At 38.1% G+C, this 15,667-nt stretch carries 16 protein-coding genes and 2 pseudogenes; 11 read left to right on the top strand and 7 right to left on the bottom strand.

What is annotated here, in order from left to right:
• Positions 1-3 precede the first annotated feature (3 nt).
• Complete coding sequence (locus tag ACFINY_RS03060; RefSeq protein WP_375638303.1) at positions 4-576, top strand: disulfide bond formation protein B; 573 nt, start codon at positions 4-6, stop codon at positions 574-576.
• On the opposite strand, the gene ACFINY_RS03055 is transcribed toward ACFINY_RS03060, so the two are convergent.
• Positions 556-708: a hypothetical protein gene (locus ACFINY_RS03055; protein ID WP_375700810.1), complete on the bottom strand. Its 153-nt coding sequence runs from the start codon at positions 706-708 to the stop codon at positions 556-558. The genes ACFINY_RS03060 and ACFINY_RS03055 overlap by 21 nt on opposite strands.
• Before the next feature lie 164 nt (positions 709-872).
• Here ACFINY_RS03055 and ACFINY_RS03050 point away from each other — a divergent pair, with 164 nt between their 5' ends.
• Positions 873-1,397: a type II toxin-antitoxin system PemK/MazF family toxin gene (locus ACFINY_RS03050; RefSeq protein WP_375613249.1), complete on the top strand. Its 525-nt coding sequence runs from the start codon at positions 873-875 to the stop codon at positions 1,395-1,397.
• A gap of 1,078 nt (positions 1,398-2,475) precedes the next feature.
• Here ACFINY_RS03050 and ACFINY_RS03045 read toward each other — a convergent pair.
• Positions 2,476-2,676 (bottom strand): hypothetical protein, encoded by a 201-nt coding sequence (locus ACFINY_RS03045; RefSeq protein ID WP_375631973.1) that lies wholly within the window; start codon positions 2,674-2,676, stop codon positions 2,476-2,478.
• A gap of 272 nt (positions 2,677-2,948) precedes the next feature.
• Positions 2,949-3,611 (bottom strand): hypothetical protein, encoded by a 663-nt coding sequence (locus tag ACFINY_RS03040; RefSeq protein ID WP_375700809.1) that lies wholly within the window; start codon positions 3,609-3,611, stop codon positions 2,949-2,951.
• Positions 3,612-4,679: 1,068 nt separating this feature from the next.
• Here ACFINY_RS03040 and ACFINY_RS03035 point away from each other — a divergent pair.
• From ACFINY_RS03035 to dut (ACFINY_RS03025), 3 genes and pseudogenes are all read left to right on the top strand, one after another.
• Complete coding sequence (locus ACFINY_RS03035) at positions 4,680-5,489, top strand: VIT1/CCC1 transporter family protein (protein WP_375611594.1); 810 nt, start codon at positions 4,680-4,682, stop codon at positions 5,487-5,489.
• A 259-nt stretch (positions 5,490-5,748) separates the two neighbouring features.
• Positions 5,749-6,279 (top strand): dUTP diphosphatase, encoded by a 531-nt coding sequence (dut, locus tag ACFINY_RS03030; protein WP_375640903.1) that lies wholly within the window; start codon positions 5,749-5,751, stop codon positions 6,277-6,279.
• A gap of 190 nt (positions 6,280-6,469) precedes the next feature.
• Positions 6,470-6,940, top strand: a pseudogene (gene dut / locus ACFINY_RS03025) (dUTP diphosphatase); the annotation flags it as partial.
• Between the two features lie 833 nt (positions 6,941-7,773).
• On the opposite strand, the gene ACFINY_RS03020 reads toward dut (ACFINY_RS03025), so the two are convergent.
• Together ACFINY_RS03020 and ACFINY_RS03015 are read right to left on the bottom strand one after the other, a co-directional pair.
• Positions 7,774-8,367 (bottom strand): biopolymer transporter ExbD, encoded by a 594-nt coding sequence (locus ACFINY_RS03020; protein ID WP_375700808.1) that lies wholly within the window; start codon positions 8,365-8,367, stop codon positions 7,774-7,776.
• Complete coding sequence (locus tag ACFINY_RS03015; RefSeq protein WP_375638298.1) at positions 8,364-9,266, bottom strand: MotA/TolQ/ExbB proton channel family protein; 903 nt, start codon at positions 9,264-9,266, stop codon at positions 8,364-8,366. Before ACFINY_RS03015 ends, ACFINY_RS03020 begins: the two co-directional genes overlap by 4 nt.
• Before the next feature lie 1,016 nt (positions 9,267-10,282).
• Here ACFINY_RS03015 and ACFINY_RS03010 point away from each other — a divergent pair.
• Entirely contained in the window at positions 10,283-10,609 is a 327-nt protein-coding gene (locus tag ACFINY_RS03010) for a YqjD family protein (RefSeq protein ID WP_375640905.1), read from the top strand.
• 3 nt (positions 10,610-10,612) lie between these two features.
• The gene (locus ACFINY_RS03005; protein WP_375681291.1) at positions 10,613-11,056 is read left to right on the top strand and encodes a hypothetical protein; all 444 of its coding nucleotides are present in this window, start codon (positions 10,613-10,615) and stop codon (positions 11,054-11,056) included.
• 120 nt (positions 11,057-11,176) lie between these two features.
• Here ACFINY_RS03005 and ACFINY_RS03000 read toward each other — a convergent pair whose 3' ends face one another.
• Entirely contained in the window at positions 11,177-11,371 is a 195-nt protein-coding gene (locus ACFINY_RS03000) for a hypothetical protein (protein WP_375612520.1), read from the bottom strand.
• Positions 11,372-12,395: 1,024 nt separating this feature from the next.
• On the opposite strand from ACFINY_RS03000, the gene ACFINY_RS02995 reads away from it, so the two are divergent.
• On the top strand, positions 12,396-12,560 hold the full coding sequence (locus ACFINY_RS02995) for a hypothetical protein (RefSeq protein WP_375610246.1): 165 nt from the start codon (positions 12,396-12,398) through the stop codon (positions 12,558-12,560).
• Positions 12,561-13,292: 732 nt separating this feature from the next.
• Here the strand turns inward: ACFINY_RS02995 and ACFINY_RS02990 are convergent.
• On the bottom strand, positions 13,293-14,036 hold the full coding sequence (locus ACFINY_RS02990) for a nuclease (RefSeq protein WP_375681290.1): 744 nt from the start codon (positions 14,034-14,036) through the stop codon (positions 13,293-13,295).
• A 158-nt stretch (positions 14,037-14,194) separates the two neighbouring features.
• On the opposite strand from ACFINY_RS02990, the gene ACFINY_RS02985 reads away from it, so the two are divergent.
• The 3 genes and pseudogenes from ACFINY_RS02985 to ACFINY_RS02975 form a co-directional block, all read left to right on the top strand.
• Positions 14,195-14,545, top strand: a complete 351-nt coding sequence (locus ACFINY_RS02985; RefSeq protein ID WP_375613238.1) for a TrbC/VirB2 family protein — start codon at positions 14,195-14,197, stop codon at positions 14,543-14,545.
• Between the two features lie 18 nt (positions 14,546-14,563).
• Positions 14,564-14,887: a type IV secretion system protein VirB3 gene (locus ACFINY_RS02980; protein WP_375617900.1), complete on the top strand. Its 324-nt coding sequence runs from the start codon at positions 14,564-14,566 to the stop codon at positions 14,885-14,887.
• Positions 14,887-15,667, top strand: a pseudogene (locus ACFINY_RS02975) (transporter); the annotation flags it as partial. The gene ACFINY_RS02980 and the pseudogene ACFINY_RS02975, both read left to right, overlap by 1 nt.

The raw sequence follows: 15,667 nt of genomic DNA, 5'->3' as shown, positions 1-15,667 counted from the left end.
TTAATGGCATGCGTTTTGTCTTCTCACCCACTTTTACACAAGCACCTTCATCTTGAACCCAGCAGAAAAGAACAAAGTTTGTGGGCTTTTTTTCTCGCTTTTTGCTTGTCTGCCACAATAGGTATTGCCCTTGGTTTTGAACATTTCGGAGGATATCTTCCTTGCGATTTATGTCTCATAGAGCGTTTCCCCTATTATGGTGCCATACCATTTTTGCTCTTAGCAGGTTTTGGGGCATATTTTTTTCGCATAACTGCTTGGGTACAACTTTTATTTTTGTGTGTTTTTGTCTTAATGTGCATCAGCCTTGTTTTAGCCATTTATCATGCGGGTGTTGAATATGGCTTTTGGGCTGCTCCCCTCAGTTGTGGTTTAAGCGCAGTCAGAAAAACCTCAGACATTAACCAGCTGCTTAACCAATTAAATAGCATTCATCCCCCTTCTTGTTCTGAAGCATCCGCACGCTTTCTTTTTCTCTCATTTGCCGGTTGGAATGTCGTCTCAAGCCTATTTTTCTCCCTTATAAGCCTCTATATTACTTCAAAAGGGCTCCTTTCAATCCATAAAAAACTCTAACCATAAAATAGAAACGAAACCGCGTGCACTCGTTCTCTCCAATCGCTTTCCCCTACCAACCAACCCTCCAGTCACCAATCCCCACCCAAAACCACCCACCGCCAAACCAACCCACCAACACCAACGAGTCACCAACATCCCTCCTCTAGCGTTGTACTCAAAAGACAAAAATAAGCAGAGACATCCATTTTATGGTTTCACCTCTCTGTACTTATAAGCAACATTTTGATAAAAACTCGTGATAGAAAAGCCGTAAAATAATAAGTGAGGGGACCAATAAATATAAATGGTCTGCTATGGCTGAAGATAAGAACACAGAGCCTTCTACCCTATCACCTATTTCCTTAGATATAACCAAACTTGAAGAACCATGTGTTATGATGGAACATGATCATAATGCATGGCGTGAGCATATAAAAGAAAGGGATTTAAATGCGCCTTACGAAAAACCACCTCATATAAAACCACGAATCAAATCGGCACCACGCATCAGACAAGTTTTTTGGTGCGATTTTCCTCATGATTCGATACTCCCTGAATTTTGGAAAAAGCGGCCTGTTTTAGTGCTTTCTAAGAATGCAAAATTATATGGAAATGTGACAGTTTTACCTTTTTCAACGAAATCACAACCCAATAATCCCGCTGCGTATCCAATACAATCTCCTATAGAGAATAAAAAAGCATGGATTATCTGCAATTATGTCACAACAGTTTCTGTAAGTCGTTTAAGTTGCTCACGTACCGTTCCAAGATTATCCTGCGAAGATTTTCATAAAGTTGTAGCTCTGATGCTCAAATATTTACCGCATTTACACTATTGACTTTTGAGAAAAATAAGTGTATCTATATCACCATACACGGCATCAGTAATGGTGGCCGCTTCCCCGCAAGGGGAGATAGGAACGAAGGAGTGGGAAACCGCTCCTTTCGTCATTTTTGGTATTTTTTTGAAAACTGCCATTTTTTGCAACCTTCCCTAGAACATATCCAACATTCATTCTCCACCGTTGTTGTTTTGAAATATCTGCGATTTGGGATAAGCAGAAGACAATATCCACACCTTGGATCCGGTAAAGTTTCCCATGGAGATTACCGAGATATTGTACATACTTATCATTTCATTGCACAAAAAATCGTGCTGCCGTTGCTTAAACTTTATATGATTTTCCGCAATGGGAATATCTTTCCAAGATTGAAAAAAAGCTTCGCTTTATATGACCACACCTCAAACGATCGTATTTGACGAGATAACAAAGAAAATTCTCTAATAAACCAGAAATCAACACCCAACCGATTTCTATCTCTTCACCAAAAACAATTGTTTATTGCCCTAACCACATTATTTCACCGGTCACACGAGCTAACATAGCTTTTGCAGATAGATTTTCTTCCCTCTTCTCCGAAAAACGATATATGTTAAGCTATTTTGGGATTTACTGCTAAATTGCGTATGCTTGCACTTTGAATGCCTTTTTTCTCACCATATAAAAGGTAGATAAAAAAATAATTTCGTTTATCAGCTTTATTTTAAAGACACACCTATTTTTACAGGATACGTTTTCCTTTCTATCAACCCTATCACATTTAATACACTTGTCGTTTCTAAACATGAACAACCAAGCATCACAATGGAACAATAGACACCCATCACTTTCATGGGCACTTGCATTGACAAGAGATAAACAAGAGCATTGATCACCACACACGGAGCAAAAGTCTATAGAGACTACGCCATAGACTTTCGCCACGCAAGGGTTATTCTTAAAGCATATTTATGATGAGATAATCATTTATGACATCCTTTTTGTTACGCCAAAGAACGGGTTTTGCTAACGAGTTTTACTATTGTGCAAATTTTTCAAGAGAAATCCTCATTCGCTCATAGATGACAAGATTTCTTTATGGAGAGCGCACATGACGCTCAGCTTTGACCTTTTCCATAACAAGGGTAAGTTCAAACTTTAACCAACACGACAATACACCTACTCTAAACGATTTATGTACCACCTCATCGGCAACAGGCTGCTCCAATATCGGTGCATTGACTTGAGGATTTTTTGCACTTCCACGCACCGTAAAAAAAGAAAATATTTTTCTCATGTTGCATTCTCATTTCAATTTATAATGGATTTTAAAAGTGCCCCAAAAAATCAAACAAAAATAGAGAGGTAAGTTACGAAAACTACAGGGTAAATTTTACTGCCCCAAAATGTCTATTTTTCCCCGCCTGAACAGTCAGAGGAACACTATAAAAATTATTTTTATTGAAAAACAATTACTTATAATCTAGGGAAGAAAAGTAAAAATCTCCCCCAGAAAAAGAGTTTATCTTCAAAATTATCAAAAAAAGCAGCACAATTTTAGTGATCTTTTTATTTTTTTTCTTTTGATAAAAGAGAGCTGGCAGGTGTCTTAGGCGCCCCTCCGGTAGGTTCCCAATTCGCAACAGCCGCTAACTCCTCAATAAGCTTCTCTCTTGGTAAATTATTATCATCCACCAACTTGTACTGAACGGCATGTTCACTAAGCCACTTTATAAGCGTTCCTTTAACAGTTTTACCACCCTCAGCCTCACTCACCGCTTCCCATGCCGCAACAATAGCAGCAAGCTTTGGAGCATAACGTGGATGCGTTGGATCTTGAAACGCATAATATTTCTGATCCTTAGTCTCAGCAGAATCATCCTCAGGAAAAAAAAACGCAGGACGTAGACCACGCGACGAAAGCCATTCTTTTAAATCATCAACGAGAACATATGAGGAATATGTCTCTATATAATTAGAAAAACTCGACCATTCTATCTTTAATTGATCGTCTTTTCCTGCCTGAACTATGGCATTATAAGCTCCTCGGAAACAAGCAGTTTTCTCTGATGATACGGAAAGGTTATCTTCGTAAATATCACTCTTTTCTGGTTCCATTTCATCGTGAAACAAACACTTTCCTGGATTTAATCCAACTATTAAAAGCGCTGCCTGCGGTATTGTTAGTTTGTGCAAACCCAAAAACCATTCTAAACTATCATCAATGTCCATAGAGTTCCTCTTTTTTCTGCACAATTTCGCTCTTTTTTAAAAACATCAAAAACGTTTGTTAACGCGTAGAGATTATGCACTTCTCACATTTCAATTCATCCCATACTTTAAATAAAAACACAGCACCCACACTCCTCCTTGTGATACACAAGAAAATGATTTGAATTGATTTAAGATAAGAAGTTTTGAAGTGAGAGAATTTTACTGAATTTTGGGCTTTCATGCAAGATATCAGGCCAGTTACAAGGCGATAAATGCCCCTTCATAAAGCATAAATTTTTATGCGTGATCAAACAATTTGATATGATAATATCTCTGTCATTTATGCACTCCCACCTTTATCTGTCCCTGCAATTACAGCACAAAAGATAATTCGTTACACGCTAACAAATCCACCTAAATGCAAAAGCTGTAACAACGCTAAAATGCGCGTAAATATCATAAGAATACTGTCTTACACCTCCACAAGCAGAATGAGTGGCGTAAAACTGTACAATAAAATGTCATGCCTATAATGAACAGTGCTAAAGACTGTCGCAACACTGGGAGCTAAGGTGTATGATGATGCCGGCTTGCTCTTTTATGAAGCGTAAAGATTAAGAAGACTCAATGGAGTTTATATTATTTCATGGAAATTTTGCCGCTCTACCCTTCTATACTCTTCACGGGGCCCCCTCGCGAAATGGGCTTTTATCCCTTGAATAAAGATCTCCTTTAAAGAATCATTTCAAATTCTAAGAGCTGTACAGTCTTTTGAACGCATCGAATGAAGATGATGCTAGCTTATTCCTTTCCTATATTCTCGAGCATCAATACATTGAAATGCTCCATTCAAACGCCCCTTTAGCAAAATAAAGCACATTGTCTCTTAAATTTTTTCACGTAATCATTTCTTTCATGCGCCCCTGTCGTCTCCATTTGACAAATCTCCTTGTACTTTCTCAACATCCCAGCACCTTTTTTCTCAGTGCAACCTTTTTGCAATTTTTCAGTTTTGAACTTTTAGATTGACTTTCGGTTTATTTTTCTTATGTTTTAGAATTATTCTAAAGTGCAGAGGAACAGAAAATGTTGAGATCGTTTTTTTCATTTGTACAACGTAAAGCTCTGTCCTTTCGTTCAGCACAAAACGTGATACTTAAAGCGCTCAAATTAAAAGAGCAACATGCGGCGCTCTATTTAAAATATGCAAAAGCTCTAGAACCTTATTCCTCTAAGGAAGCCGCGGTTTTTACCGCCATGGGGCTTCAAGAGCTTAAAAATTATAAGCAACTTTTGTGCCTTTCTTGCCATAATCGTGCAAACACTATCGGTTCATTATGTGACAAAACTTCTCTTGTGAAAGGCAAGAACCGCCATCCCTCCCAAAAAACAACAGCGGCAAATCACACCATAAAAAAACCTTCGAAAACGCAAAGACAAACACTTTTGACTTGGATTCAACCAGGTCTTGCAGGGTTAATGGATGGCTCTGTCTCTACCCTTGCCCCCATTTTTGCCGCAGCTTTTGCCACGGGAGACACGCATCAAACTTTTTTGATAGGGCTCTCAGCTTCAATTGGTGCGGGACTTTCAATGGGTTTCACAGAAGCAGCCCATGATGACGGAAAATTATCAGGGCGTGGTTCGCCATTAAAAAGAGGTCTTGCCAGCGGCATTATGACCACATTAGGAGGATTAGGCCATACGCTTCCCTATTTGATCAACTCTTTTTATGTAGCGACAATTATTGCTTTTATCATTGTTTTTTTCGAACTAGGCGCCATCGTCTGGATTCAGAACAAATTCATGTCAACTCCCTTTTGGCGCGCTTCTTTACAGGTCATCATTGGGGGAGCTCTGGTTTTTGCCACGGGTATTCTTATCGGTAGTATCTAAAAAATCTTATCTGTAACCACAATTTAGATCTCAAATAAGCGCATGCCCCTAGGCATAAGCCATCCTTGATGATGCCATTATTGAAAAATGCCATTGATAATGTTAGGTGGTGTTGTGGAATATTTTAGGTCAGTAAGAGATGATAAGCAAGCTCTGGGGACAACCTATATCCACACACCTTTATCGACTTGGTTTTATAGATATCTTTTGTTAAAGTATCATTTTCTTCTAGACCTCATATTTTGGAAATGCCTCGATCATGTCGCACACTGAAACCAACGCCTCTCTAAACAATCATCCTGTCTCTTCTCAATCTTCACATGCCCAGACTTTATTTGTTCAGCGTCTTGCACACGGACAAGGTTTAGAACTTCCTTGCTACGCGACAGCGGGTTCTGCGGGTCTTGATCTACGGGCAGCAATTGGAGAAGAAGAAACGCTTGTTCTTGCCCCTGGGCAGCGGGCGCTTATTCCAACAGGTCTCATTTTTCATTTATCTCTTGGGTTTGAAGCACAAATACGTCCACGCTCTGGCTTAGCCTTAAAACACGGCATCACATGCCTCAACACTCCAGGAACGATTGATAGTGACTACCGTGGTGAGGTCAAAGTCCTTCTTATCAATTTAGGACAAGAAGACTTTTCCATCCAACGAGGCATGCGCATTGCCCAAACAGTCATCGCCCCCGTATCTCAAGTTAATGTTTGCGCCATTGAACCAGAGCAAAATACCCAAAGCCATAACGAGAGCCGTGGAACAGGAGGTTTTGGTTCAACGGGACACACTTAAGAAGCTCTGAAAAAATCGCTATCCTTAAAATAACACACACACTTATTCCAACCACTCTTTCACTTAAAACCCCTTGGGCTTTTAAAGTACACAAGGAGTGCGCATTTGCTTTTAAAGTTTTTTCACTAAACGCCCCTCTAAACAAGTATCCTTACTCTTCTCCTGTCTCTTCTCAATCTTCACACCCCCCTTGACTTTATCCGTTCAGCATCGCACGCTTGGGACAAGAAAGCTTCCTCATTACGCAACGGCTGGTTCTGCGGATCTTGGATTTACAAGCAGCAAATTGGTAAAGAAGAAACGCTTGTTCTTGCCCCTGGGCAGCGGACACTTATTCCAACAGGTCTCATTTTTCATTTATCTCTTGGGTTTGAAGCACGCATCCGTCCACGCTCTGGCTTAGCCTTAAAACACGGGCATCACATGCCTCAACACTCCAAGAACGATTGGGTGTGACTATCCGGAAGTGAAGTCAAACTCCTTCTTATCAATTTAGACCAAGAAGACTTTTCCATTTAAACGGGGCATGCGCGCCATTGCCCAAACAGTCATCGCCCCTGTATCCCAAGTTAATGTTTGCGCCATTGAACCAGAGCAAAATACCCAAAGCCATAACGAGAGCCGTGGAACAGGAGGTTTTGGTTCAACGGGACACACTTAAGAAGCTCTGAAAAATCGCTCCTCTCAAAATAACACACATACTTATTCCAACCACTCTTTCACTGGAAATTCTTTGCGCTTTTAAAGTGCAGAGGGAATGCGCATTTGCTTTCAAAGTTTTTTCACTAAACGCCCCTCTAAATAATCATCTCTCAATTACGTCTCTCACGCTATACAAAACTTCATTATCGCCCGATACCCCTCCCCCATAACAAAAAAATTGGCATTAACCATTGAGCGTTCACACACTGCTTGTAATGTCGACAATCTATACATCATATTGATTTATAATAATAATGAATTGTCTTTCAACTTAAACGAGAAATCTCAATACTGTAAGATTGTTTCATGGCAAGCCTATTTATATTAAATCAATCAAAAGCATGTTTCTCACATTCCAAACGTGGTTAGCATACAGATAAAAACTGAAAAAATGCCTACAATGAATACGTATATTAACACTGTCTTGGAAAAAAATATAAATACGATAATGGTGCTCGCTTACTCTTTTATTCAGCATAAAGAGAGTGAGGTTCGATAGATTTTTTGATTATTTTACGGGGGCTTTACGGTTATACCATTTATGAACACCGCCGCAAAAAGGGCTTTAAGATGTATTAAGACACACAACAATCGCCTCTGCTGTTTTCTTGATCGCACCTCTTGCGGCAAGATGAGTAGAGCTTAATCCTAAAAAACCGATTCAATATATGAACCCCCTGCGTAATATCAAACCCATGCGTGTTTGGTTTAATAAATCCACGGAACCCTCATCAATTTCACTCTACGACTTTGAGTAATATGCTTTGCTTCCTGCAACAAAGGCTATTTTTATCACTGGTCAGAGACATCGGCTGGAATATTAGCGTTTCCCGTAGTGCTCGTTGTTACGGCATCCACATGCCCCACAACGTTACCACCCGCGCTACCGCCCGCTCCATCGACAGCAGCGTTCGCTACCCCTGTTGTTTTATTATTGATCTCACCTCTCGAGACAAGATTGGTAGAGTTTTGCAATCCTACAAGACCGATTTTATGATATCCAGCCATACGTATTTGATTTAATAAATCGATGACAGTACCATAATCAATTTCGCTATCCGCTTTGATTAAAATTTTTGCCTCTAAATTTTGCGTCGTTTCCCTCAACAAAGCGTCTCTCAAAGCTGCTTGTTCTACAAGATGATCACCAATGTAAAGAGAACGATCTTTTTGCAACGTAACATAAAGAGGTTCATCAGACTGAACCACTGAAGGTGCTTGAGTTATAGAAGGAAGCTGAACGGAAATGGCAGATGTTGCCAAAGGCGCAGCAACCATAAAAACAATAAGCAACACCAATACAACATCAATAAAAGGGGTCACATTGATTTCGCTTTGCAACCCACTCTCGTCTATATCCCAATCATTATTAAGGCTTGCTTTCATTTTTTATGACTTTTCTGTTGTCTTTGTCTATCAAGTTCACGGCTCAAGAGCCTTTCAAGAGCAGCAGCGATATCACCTAAATCACTACGATAACCACTCAAAGCACGCATAAGGCTATTATACATAACAACGGCGGGAATAGCCACAAAAAGCCCAACAGCCGTTGCGAATAAGGCTTCAGCAATTCCAGGCGCCACCACATCAAGTCGCGTTGTTTGAGACTGAGCAATCCCAATAAAAGAATTCATAATTCCCCAAACAGTTGCAAAAAGACCAACAAAAGGAGCAATTGCGCCAATAGTTGCAAGAACAGCACTTCCACATGCAACACGGCGTGTAGCAGCCAGCAAGCAGCGTGACAAAAGTGAATGAACCCTTTCTTTTAAACCTTCATGAACATCACGAACCCTAGCATCGCGAACATCGCGGGAAACATCTTCATATTGATTGCTCTCCTCATAAAAGAGAATATCTTCAATCGTTTGTGCCCTTTCCTCTGTACTGGTTTTTTCACCAGAGCTTTCGTTTATCCCTTCAGGAGCAGAAAAATGAACCTGTTGTGCAGAAAGATACACCTCTTTAAGGACTTCTTTGAGAAAAAACACACCAGCTCCTTTGCTTTCTTTCAAGCTAGCTGCCAAACGCGTAAGAGTCTGAGCATTTAGAACCAATTGAAGTTCATGACGTACTCTTCGTTTTACCAAAGTGATCTCAACAATTTTCACAAAAGCAATTGTCCAAGACATAAGTGAAGCAAATAACAAAATAATGATAACGGCTTTTACCACCCAATCAGCAGCCATAAACATAGAAAGAGGAGAAAAATCATGCACTGTCAATACAGCAGACATATTATCTAAAGGGACTGTTTTATCTAAAGGGACTGTTTCAGATTCCATTTTTATCTCACATTCTTGTGCTCTTATCTTTATTTATGAGCTGGATCGTCACCCCGCATAGCATCACTGTTCCACAATGCCACTACCCTTTTAACGTCACTTGTGTATTCCTCTTAAGAAAGAAAACTTGATAAATCAAGTATAGTTTTATTTCACAAGCTCTCTCTTAATTCTAAAGAAATTACTCAAGAAATTTTTCTCTAACAATTCAACAAGTTTATCTTACCCAATCAATTTATTGCATAAATTAGGCAAAATGATAAACTTACAAGAAGTATCGCATATAATATTTTAATTTATAAGAATAATTTATCATCGTTCCTGTTAAATAAATCTCTCATATCGCAAAGCTTTTCTCATTTCTGCGGCTCTTTTGAAGCCAACAAAATATTTTCTTACATGAAACAAGCAGCAAAAATATCATAAAATCCTCGGAGAAAAGGATATGCACTTCTCTAACAACCAGTGCACTAAAGTACCTCTCCTATCCTAAAATAAAAATATACCTTACGTTTAAAAAAAAGAACGATCGCAATATCTTAAACTGACCAAAAGTATCATGGGGAGCGCGTGTTGCCCCCAAATACATAGAGAGCAACGAGCCGCAATATTATTTTCTTTTTCTTTGCTGCAAAAGTATAAAAATGACAGTACTTCTGCCGCAAAATCGCAACAACAATGTTTTTTAGCTGTCACAAGCTTAAAAAATAAGCCTCAGCACACTTTTAAAAAACTTTTATAAAAAAACTGCGCCACGAGAAACTGAAGAATGGTGCTAAATTCCTGCAAAAGCATAAAAGCATATAAGGCAATTCTCAACAGATGCGACCCTTTACAGACAAAGCATATCGTATAGGAAAGATTTATTTTATCAAAAACAATTTTAAATTCGACAAAATGAAAGGAACCAAAAAAAGCTTTTGGCGTTACTCAAGCAGTGAAAATTTTCACTCCAATGCAAATGATCACTATGAACACACCAATACAAATATAATGAATCAAGAGGGAAAAATACCATGGCCCATAATAAAACAACACAGCACGATAAAACAGCCGTAGAAAAAGACCTACAAGGACAATTAGAAACGTTACGCACTGAAATTTCAGGGATTACCTCAACCCTAACAGATCTTGGTGCAAACAAATTCAACGCCGCCAAAGACAAAGCGGAAAAACTATATCACTCAGCGAAAGAAAGTGGTGAAGACATGATGTCTCAAGCAAAAGACAAAATCAGTGATCTTGAACAAACTCTGAACCAATGCGTTCGCAAAAACCCTGGCAAAAGCGTTTTGTTTGCCGCAGGGGTTGGTTTTATTCTTTCTCAATTACTACGTCGTTAAGCAATGCATAAGTTTATCGCGCCTCTTTTAAACCATCTTGTCGGTGTAGGGCTTAAAAGCACAGTCAAGCAAGTACGCCTTCAAGCAATTTTCTATGGGTTTATTAGCATTTCATTCTTCATGTCTTTGCTTTTTTTATGTACCATCGGTTTTATTGCGTTATGTTCTGTTATGAAGCCTCTTGCTGCCGCCAGTATCATGTTTTTAATTTGTCTTTCTCTTGCGGGATTAGGTCTTATTATCAGTCGCGTTCTCAAAACTTATCAACGCTATGACCAACAAAAAAAGACAGAAGAACAACGCCACAAACTCATGACAGATGCGACTGTTTCCAGTCTTGCAGCTCTCAGTCAACATCTCCCTTTTGCCAAATTGGGTGTTCCCATTCTCGGACTTGCAACTTATTTTTTGTGGAAAAAAGATAAAAAAGACCGCTTTTCAGAGTAAAATATGTAAAGCTGTCACTCTAAATCCCCCTCTCAATGTGCTTTCTTTTATAACAAAAGAAAGCACATTTTTTTCCTCATAGTCTCTTTAGCTTCTTCAAATACCTGAAAAAAATCCCCTTCATTTTGCTAAAAATTCCATAGAACCGCTACACTCTCTTTCAGATTGCAACCCATTTTTCATGAACATAACAACATAAGGCAATGCTTGCATTAGAAGTCCTAGTTTAATTCGAAGCCATTTATTGTTTTTTGAAGGAAATGATGTTCCGTTTCTGCCTTTCTCTATATTTTCATAAGCTTTTTTCAGAACCAAAGGTCACGTCATCGATTTGAATTTATAAAGCAAAAATATTCCCCGTATGAAAATTCTTTTTTCAAAAAATCTGAAATTTTTACCGATAAGAAAGTTGTAAAAACGTCCATTACACAACAAAAATTTATCAACTCTGATACGAATAGAACAGAGGTCATACCTACAATTCACGTCACAGAAAAAATAAAGAAAGAAAATTTTATAGAAATATTTGCTGATGGCATTCAAGCAATTTGTAATTTATCTCGTACAGGACATCGTGCTTTGATAATAGTTTTAGAAGAATATCGATCTAATAAATCAACAAACGAAGATCCCAGCAGCGTTACCTTAATTTGGTTTGATGGGGGTATAAATGGAAAAAAGCGCGATATGGTCGACAGAACTTTTCACAACGGTTTAAGAGAGCTCATACAAAAAGGAATTTTAAAACCAAAATTGCCTAATCAATACTGAGTGAATCCTATTCTGTTCTTCAAAGAAGAAAAAGTTTCTTTTATGAAAGAATATCAAATAGAATCATCTTCTACCAAACCGGATATTTCATCCGTTGAACATCAAACAGATCTTGAAGATTTTATAACAAAATAACTTGTATCATTTATCGTACTGTGTATATTGTGGAGCATCTTGATTTAAGCGCGTGAGGGGAAAATAATGTCAAAATCACAAATAAGCAAAGAGGCGCTCGTCCTTTTGCTTTTATGGCTTCGTGGTCCTTTAAGATTGATACTAAGCCTTATAGTGATAATAGGGTTTGTGGGATTGTTTACAATTCCTATTATAATATTATCAATAGGTTGGTCAAAAGCACTGATAAACATTACAATTTGTTCGTTTATATTAGGTTTTGGCTCTTTCCTTCTAATTTTTTATTATGATAAACTTATAAGATATTTACAATAAACTGTTCACATATTTTTCCATTAACAATACTAATAAAAAACAAAAGATCACGATAATTAAATCTGTATTCCGATATAATTGATGAGATTAATACATATAATTTTTAAAGAGGGGAAAAATGAAAAAATTTATTTTAATATGCTTGGCTCTATTGACTATAGGATTGAATATTACAGGTTGTGGTAAAAGTGAAGAGGAAAAACGTAGAGCCCAACAAGAAGAACAAGCTAAAAAGTTTTTTGATGAAGAATTAACCTCTACAGATCGTGATCATGCATTTTAAAAAATACCCTACGACAATAAAATGTGAGTTATCAATCTCTAACTAAAAGAGTATTTTGTGTAACTCACACCCGACAACGTCATTGTACACTTTAACACGTATGAAGACAATCAGTTTTAAAAACTTTGGAAAGGCTTTTCATAACCTATCCGCTTAACGCTAAGTATTTATATAACAAAATACCCATTTATTATCTTTTCTTGTCTTTTTTATAATATTTTCAAATATATATCACTTAAAATACCTTATTATTTTCATCACTTTCTTTTGACTTATCCCCCTATAAGCTTTCTCTTTAATCATGATCTCAAAGCCGCGTGAGAAAAGAACAAGATAGGCCTTTTGGTTATTGATAAGGGGCACACGTGCGCCTAACGATACGCTTTTACAGAATTTCCCAGCCTTTAAAACTTAAGGCTTTTAGCCTTCTCATTTAAATGCAGGTTTGATGTCATGATTTTGGGGTGCGATTATTAAGAGTTTGAGAAGCGAAGAGCTTTTCATTTAAAAAGCAAAACGAAATGACGTATAGCCAAGGAAACGCGCTCTCCCATAGCACTGTAGTAAACAACCTATAAGGATATTTTAAACACAACAAATTTTCATAACGAGCGTTGTCCACCAAGGACTGTGTGGATTATCATTAACTTTTTTCTGATAAGATTTGCAGTAGAATATTGTCTTGATTTTTAAATAGCGCTTGAAAAGACGCTTTATCAATAATGGTCAATATTAATTATGGTCAATGGGATTATAGCTTCCATGATCTCTTCGCCAATCTTCTGGTTGTTGAAATTGGCTCGACCATAAACCGTTTTGTGCTTTTTGAGCGGCAGATTGTAAGTTTTTATAGTCTGCGGGGGATGGAAAATGATGCTGATCTTTTGTCAACACCATCAACCCTTCTGCCAGCCCCAACCGCGCCAGATCAACCCCATCTACAAAACATTGTGCATAATGAACCTGTTGAACGACACGTGCTTGCCGACAAGTAACCTTTTTATCAATTGTTTTTGAGACAAGCCAAGCCGTAACAAAAGCGCCGCAAGGCCACTTAACTCCGTTGCGTGAGGCAAATTGCCTCATTTCACAGCTTTCCACACCATATAAACGGATATCACGGATGATCTTTTTTCTCCACCCATCATCTACAAGCGTAATCATTTTAAAGGTCACACCACTTGTAACCTGTATAGCACCGGAATAGACCGGCACATTTTCTTCATAAAATTGTGATGCGATTGGTTCTGAATGCAACACCACATTTTGTTGGATTGCGTCTTGTTGGTTTGCATAATCAACCAATTGTGACTTCGGATTTTGAACGGGGTTTCCAATTGTCTTTTCTGATCCTTCAAAAAGAGAAAATTGCATAATATTTTCAGTATGTTGACTGAAATAAAAGTATCCTAAAATAATAATACAAATTAAGACAATATATTTAGGCGCTGCTCGAAGATATTTTAAAAGTATCATTTTGAATATTACTATATTTTTTGTTCATTAAATAATAAAAGATTAAATATTATTAATTTATCGATAGAAAAATTTATTTTTTTCATTTATATGATTCCCGATTAATATTTTGAATATTAATTTTGTGATCAACTTAAACATAAAGCGGGGGAATTTTCATGAAAAACATGAATAATTCGTTCATTAATGAACATACCTTACAAAAAACTATTCTATCCAACACCCAAAAGAAATGGTTAACAGCAGCATTGATGCTGTTTATTGCCTTCATGGCACTGAGTGAACCAGCATTTGCTGATGGCGGCTTCGGAAAAATTGAAACTGCTCTTGATAAAATCATTGAAGCTTTAACAGGAAAAATTGCAACATCAATTGCAACCATTGCGGTTGCTGGTATTGGGCTTGCATGGATTGCTGGTTATGTTGAAATGCGTAAAGCTTTTTTCGTTTGTGTTGGCATCGGCATTGTTATGGGTGCAACGCAAATTGTATCAATGTTTTCCCATTAAACGTTGCCTTTCAAAGCCATGAAAGAGCACGACAAGCTAACAGAAGATACGTTATTTCTTGCTTGCACGCGCCCTGCAATGATTGCAGGCGTGACGGTGGAAGCTATGGGATTAAATGGGATAGGAACGATGATATTGTTCATTATGGCAGGCAATATTTTTCTTCTAACCTTTGGTGTGATGCTGCATTTCATATTCAAGGAAATCCTAAAGCATGACCATAACAAATTTCGTATTCTTCTGACATGGCAAAAGACATCTATTTTTGCCAGAAATTCGAGTCTATGGGGTGGGGGAAGTATTTCTCCATTACGATTAATTCGTAATTATGAGGAATTATAATGAATAGAACAGAGCGCAAACGTGAAAAGCAGCCAGAGGCGATCATTCCTTATGTGCGCCATGTCAACAAGCACATCATTGCGCTGGATTCACGCGCTCTCATGAGCGTTATTAAACTTGAAGGGATTAACTTTGAGACAGCAGATATTATTGATCTGAATGTGCTTCACGAACAGCTCAATAATCTGTTTAAAAACATAGCGGATGAACGGATAGCGCTTTATAGCCATATTATCAGAAAGCGTGAAACGATTTATCCGGATGGGACTTTCAGATCGGCATTTGCCAAGCAATTAGATGATAAATATCGCGAGCGGATGATTTCACAGGAGCTTTATCGCAATGATCTTTATCTTTCTATTTTGTGGAATCCACACGTTGATCAAACGGATAAATTAGTGGAGTTTTTCAAACGTTTAGGCAAAGCCAAGCAAGAAAAGACAGAAGTTGATGCAGAGTCCATTCGCAAGCTTGAAGATATTACCACAGATCTTATTCAAAATTTAGAGCGTTATGGTGCAAAAAGACTGAGTCTTTATGAACATGAAGGTAATATTTATTCGCAGCAAAGTGAGTTTATCCACCAATTGGTGGGAGGTCGTCGTGAACGGATACCTCTCACATGGGGGACGATAGCTTCGACTGTTTATTCAGACCGTCTCATTTTTGGGAAAGAGATCATAGAAATACGCACCGAGGCGGCACAGCGGTTTGCGGGCATGTTTGGTTGGAAAGAATATCCAGCAAAAACTAGGGTAGGCATGGCGGATGGTTTGCTCA

The organism is Bartonella sp. AA23NXGY (genome assembly GCF_042197165.1).
Classification (GTDB): domain Bacteria; phylum Pseudomonadota; class Alphaproteobacteria; order Rhizobiales; family Rhizobiaceae; genus Bartonella.
Note: the sequence above shows the minus strand (reverse complement) of the source record. Positions and strands in the feature narration are given on the sequence as shown.

Excerpts from the sequence above, each read along its gene's own strand:
- ACFINY_RS03060 (WP_375638303.1), top strand. The coding sequence starts at position 4 with ATGGCATGCGTTTTGTCTTCTCACCCACTTTTACACAAGCACCTTCAT.
- ACFINY_RS03005 (WP_375681291.1), top strand. The coding sequence starts at position 10,613 with ATGCATAAGTTTATCGCGCCTCTTTTAAACCATCTTGTCGGTGTAGGG.
- ACFINY_RS02995 (WP_375610246.1), top strand. The coding sequence starts at position 12,396 with ATGAAAAAATTTATTTTAATATGCTTGGCTCTATTGACTATAGGATTG.
- ACFINY_RS03035 (WP_375611594.1), top strand. The coding sequence starts at position 4,680 with ATGTTGAGATCGTTTTTTTCATTTGTACAACGTAAAGCTCTGTCCTTT.
- ACFINY_RS02980 (WP_375617900.1), top strand. The coding sequence starts at position 14,564 with ATGAAAGAGCACGACAAGCTAACAGAAGATACGTTATTTCTTGCTTGC.
- ACFINY_RS03010 (WP_375640905.1), top strand. The coding sequence starts at position 10,283 with ATGGCCCATAATAAAACAACACAGCACGATAAAACAGCCGTAGAAAAA.
- ACFINY_RS03040 (WP_375700809.1), bottom strand. The coding sequence starts at position 3,611 with ATGGACATTGATGATAGTTTAGAATGGTTTTTGGGTTTGCACAAACTA.
- ACFINY_RS03045 (WP_375631973.1), bottom strand. The coding sequence starts at position 2,676 with ATGAGAAAAATATTTTCTTTTTTTACGGTGCGTGGAAGTGCAAAAAAT.
- ACFINY_RS02990 (WP_375681290.1), bottom strand. The coding sequence starts at position 14,036 with ATGATACTTTTAAAATATCTTCGAGCAGCGCCTAAATATATTGTCTTA.
- ACFINY_RS03050 (WP_375613249.1), top strand. The coding sequence starts at position 873 with ATGGCTGAAGATAAGAACACAGAGCCTTCTACCCTATCACCTATTTCC.
- ACFINY_RS02985 (WP_375613238.1), top strand. The coding sequence starts at position 14,195 with ATGAAAAACATGAATAATTCGTTCATTAATGAACATACCTTACAAAAA.
- dut (WP_375640903.1), top strand. The coding sequence starts at position 5,749 with ATGTCGCACACTGAAACCAACGCCTCTCTAAACAATCATCCTGTCTCT.
- ACFINY_RS03020 (WP_375700808.1), bottom strand. The coding sequence starts at position 8,367 with ATGAAAGCAAGCCTTAATAATGATTGGGATATAGACGAGAGTGGGTTG.
- ACFINY_RS03015 (WP_375638298.1), bottom strand. The coding sequence starts at position 9,266 with ATGGAATCTGAAACAGTCCCTTTAGATAAAACAGTCCCTTTAGATAAT.